Origin of the sequence: Streptomyces sp. CA2R106 (genome assembly GCF_037034245.1) — a bacterium.
GTDB lineage: Bacteria > Actinomycetota > Actinomycetes > Streptomycetales > Streptomycetaceae > Actinacidiphila.
In genome coordinates this window covers 1-3,610 of sequence record NZ_JBAGKC010000087.1, presented here as the reverse complement: position 1 = coordinate 3,610, position 3,610 = coordinate 1, and the positions used below count along the sequence as shown (strand labels likewise).

Annotated in this window: 1 protein-coding gene; it reads right to left on the bottom strand. The window is 72.4% G+C overall.

What is annotated here, in order from left to right; genetic code table 11:
* Positions 1-3,610, bottom strand: a 3,610-nt coding sequence (locus WA788_RS35085; RefSeq protein ID WP_443034147.1) for an SDR family NAD(P)-dependent oxidoreductase, incomplete at both ends; no start/stop codon positions are given.

Genomic DNA, 3,610 nt, shown 5'->3' with positions numbered 1-3,610 from the left:
ACCCGTCAGGCCCGCACCTTGAGACCAGGGGCCCCACGCCATCGACACCCCGGGCAACCCGCTTTGACGACGGTGCTGCATCAACGTGTCCAGGAAGACGTTGCCCGCCGCGTAGTTGCCCTGCCCCGGACTGCCCAGCACACCCGCGAGCGAGGAGAACACCACGAAGTGCGTGAGGTCGCGGTCACGGGTCAGCTCGTGCAGATTCCAGGCCGCATCCACCTTCGGCGCCAGCACCCGGGCCAACCGCTCCGCGGTCAGCGACGAGACCAGCCCGTCGTCCACCACCCCCGCCGTGTGGACCACACCGGCCAACGGCACCTCGGCCAGCAGCTCCGCCAGCGCATCACGGTCACTCACGTCACACGCCGCGACGGTCACCTCGGCGCCTTCCGCGCCCAGCTCATCGGCCAACTCCGGTGCGCCCTCAGCCGCGAGACCGCGCCGGCTGACCAGCAGCAGGCTCCGCACACCGTGCGTACGCACCAGGTGCCGGGCAACCACCCGCCCGAGCCCGCCCGTACCACCGGTGACCAGCACCGTACCGTCTCCGAAGCCCGCAGACTCCGCATCCGGAGCGTCCGGGGTGGCCGTCACGCGCACCAGGCGCGCCGCACGGACGACACCCTCCCGAACGACCACCTGCGGCTCCCCACCAGCCGCGAGCTTGGCGATGAGATCGATGTCCAGAGAGGTGGCCGACGCTTCGACGTCCACCAGGGCGATCCGCCCGGGGTGTTCCGCCTGCGCCGACCGCACCAGACCCCACACCGCCGAACCCGCCAGATCAGCGACCGCCTCCCCCGGCCCGGCCTCGACCGCACCCCGCGTCGCCACCACCAACCGGCTCCCGGCAAACCGCTCATCCCCCAGCCACCGCTGCACCTGACCCAACACCCAACCGGTCAGCCCATGCGCCGACCCCACCACATCGCCCCCGGCACCGTACGCAGCCAACACCAGCACATCCGCACGCGGTTCAAGCTCCTCCGACACACCGAACACCGCCACACCCGCACCCGGCACCTCCTCCGGCACCGCCACCACCGACGACCAGTCCAACCCCAGCACTAGCCCCGACCGCACACCACCGGACACACCGCCGGCCGCCACCGGCCGCATCACCAACGAACCGATGCTCAGCACCAACTGACCGTTGCTGTCGGCCAGTTCGACGCCCACACTGTCCGGTCCCTTGCGGGTGACCCGGACCCGGGTCGCCGTCGCGCCGCCCGCGTGCAAGGTCACGTCCGAGAAGCTGAACGGCATGCGGCCGGCGGGCGCGGGCTCCAGCCCCGCGAACGTGCTCGCCTGGAGCGCGGCATCCAGCAGCGCCGGGTGTACCCCGAACCTACGGGCCCGGTCGGCCTCGTCCGCGCCGACGGACACCTCCGCGAAGACCGTGCCGTCGGCCTGCCACACCTGCCGCAGGCCCTGGAACGCGGGGCCGTACGCGAAGCCGCCCTCGGCCATCCGTGCGTAGAAGTCGGTGACGTCGACAGGCGCGCCCTCGGACGGGGGCCACTGCCACCCGGCCGACCCGGCGGCGGAGGCGTCGCCCAGTACGGCGCTCGCGTGCCGGGTCCAGGGGTCGTCGCCGGTGGGCCGGGCGTAGACGACCGCGGTGCCGTCGTCCACGACGACCTGCACCTGGACGCTCCCCGTCCCGGGGACGACGAGCGGCGCCTCCACGATCAGCTCGCGCAGCCCGCCCGCCCCCACGGCGTCAGCGCCGCGGATTGCCAACTCCACGAAGCCGGTGCCGGGGAACAGCACCGTGCCCTGGACGGCGTGGTCGGCCAGCCACGGCTGCGTACGGAGCGACAGCAGCGACGTCAGCACTACCGTGCCCGTCTCCGGCACCGACACCACCGCACCCAGCAGCGGGTGTTCGGCGGACGCCAGCCCGGCCGCGGTCACGTCGCCCCCGGCGAGGGACGCCTGCGGCCAGTAACGGCGGCGCTGGAAGGCGTACGTCGGCAGGTCCACCCAGCCGGGCGTGCGCTCGCCGAACAGGCCGTCCCACCTCACCGGCACGCCGTGCACGAAGAGTTGGCCCAGTGCGTGGTGTGCGACCTGGACCCCCGTACGGTCACCGCGTTGCAGGGCCACGGCGGCGGCGTCCGCGATCCCGTTGAGGCCGACCAGTCCGGCCAGCACCGCGTCCGGCCCCGCCTCGACGAAGGTGTCCACGCCCTCCCCGGCCAGCCACGCCAGCCCGTCGGCGAACCGCACCGCCGAACGGACCTGCTGCGCCCAGTACGTGGGGGACGTCATGTCCGCGGGCTCGCCGGTCAGGTTCGACACCACGGGGACACGGGGCTCGGCGAACGCCACATCGGCGATCGCCGCGGTGAAGTCCGCCAGCATCGGGTCCATGAGCGCCGAGTGGAACGCGTGCGAGACCCGCAGCCGGGTCGTCTTCACACCCTGCGCCTTGAAGTGCTCACCGACCGCCTCGACCGCGCCCGCCTCACCCGAAACGACCACGGAGCCAGGCGCGTTGACCGCCGCGAGCGACACCTCGTCGGACAGGTACGGCCGTACGTCCTCCTCCGGCGACGCAATGGCCACCATCGCCCCACCGATCGGAAGCGCCTGCATCAAACGCGCCCGCGCCGCCACGAGCCGGCAGGCGTCCCGCAGGTCAAAAACCCCTGCCACATGAGCCGCCGCCACCTCACCAATGGAGTGCCCCAGCAGATAGTCCGCACGCACCCCGAAGGACTCCAGCAACCGGAACAACGCCACCTCGACCGCGAACAGCGCGGGCTGTGCCCACCCCGTGGAGTTCAGCTCCTCCGCGTCCTCGCCCCACACCACATCCCGCAGCGGGACATCGAGGTGCCGGTCCAACTCCGCCACCACCTCGTCGAAGGCCGCAGCGAACACCTCGCACTCCCCGTACAACACCCGCCCCATGCCGAGCCGTTGCGCACCCTGGCCGGTGAACAGCACCGCGATCCGGCGCCCGTTCCTTGCCTCGCCCTGCGCCACGCCCGCACGGGGCTCGCCCGCCGCCAACGCCCTTAGCCCGGCCGTCAGTTCGGCCGCATCAGCGCCCACCACCACCGCGCGGTGGTCGAAGAGCGACCGGGAGAGCAAGGCAGCGCCCACCGCTGCGGGGTTCTGGCCCTCCACCGCGGACACCAGCCGCTCGGCCTGGCCGCGCAGCGCCTGCTCCGTACGGCCCGACACCACCCACACCGTCCCGGCACCGTCCGCCGGTGCGGCTTCACCCTCCGCCTCGGGCTCCACGTCAACTTCGGGCGCCGCCTCCAGAATCACGTGCGCGTTCGTCCCCGAGATACCGAACGACGACACCCCCGCCCGCCGAACCCGCCCCGTCTCCGGCCACGCCACCGACTCCGTCAACAACCGCACCTCACCAGCGGCCCAGTCCACATGCGAACTCGGCTCGTCCACATGCAACGTCCGCGGCAACACCCCATGCCGCATCGCCAACACCATCTTGATCACACCCGCCACACCCGCAGCAGCCTGCGTATGACCGATGTTCGACTTCACCGCACCCAACCACAACGGACGCTCCTCCGACCGCCCCTGCCCGTACGTCGCCAGCAGCGCCTGGGCCTCGATCGGGTCGCCG